Here is a 796-nt window from a genome sequence, read left to right as displayed (position 1 = left end):
GCCGAATGGATCGTCACGCCGCCCTTGCTGAAAACCTGGTCGATCGGCAGGCCGGCGAAGCGCCGCAGGAAATCCGGCAGCCTGATGTGGATACAGGTCGGGCCGGCGGAAGGCATGACGGTCAGCCCGCCAAGCGCCGCGACCCGCCGCACGGCGGCACTCCATGGGGCGGCATTGCAGTCGCCCGCCATGATGGCCGTCTCGCCGAGCGCGGAAAGCGGCTCCGTCAACTCGCCGATCTGCCAGTACTGCTCGCGTGGCCAGGGCCAGCTGAGATGGATCGCGGCGACATCGACGTCGATGCCGCCGAAGTCGACGGTCGCTGTCGCCATGGCACCACGCCTTTCGCAACGCGCCTCGGTGCCGGCGGCAAAGGGCCGCCGCGAGAGCAGCGCGACGCCGAATATCTTGTTAGGGTAAGGACAGAGGATCCGGTATGGATATGCGCTGCTGATATAGCCAAGCTCGGTCGCCCACATCGCCGACACCTCGTCGAGGGTGATCACGTCGGGATTGGTCCGGCCGATCAGCGACAGCACCTTCTTCGGCGTTGGATTGTCGTAGCGCAGGTTCATCTGCAGCAGCTTGTAGATCGCGCGGTCTTCGTTCTTGGCTTCATAGGCGGCCTGAACCGGCCACAGGCGGGAGAAGGACAGCGAGCCGGAAGTGGTGGCGAAGGCCGCCACGGCAAAAAGCAGTGCCACGGCCGCTTGCAGTCGAAATGTCGTGGCCAGCAGCGGCAGTGCGCAAAGCGCCATCAGCACGGCAAGATGGACGCGGAAATGCGAGAAGGAAT

Annotated in this window: 1 protein-coding gene; it reads right to left on the bottom strand. The window is 64.9% G+C overall.

The annotated features are described in order from the left end of the window. The coding region (locus tag EN925_RS38070; protein ID WP_128337477.1) for an endonuclease/exonuclease/phosphatase family protein at positions 1 to 796 on the bottom strand (796 nt) is incomplete at both ends.

Origin of the sequence: Mesorhizobium sp. M7A.F.Ca.US.006.04.2.1, from assembly GCF_004022915.1 — a bacterium.
In the GTDB taxonomy this organism is placed as follows: Bacteria; Pseudomonadota; Alphaproteobacteria; order Rhizobiales; family Rhizobiaceae; genus Mesorhizobium; species Mesorhizobium ciceri.
This window is presented reverse-complemented; position numbering and strand designations above follow the sequence as displayed.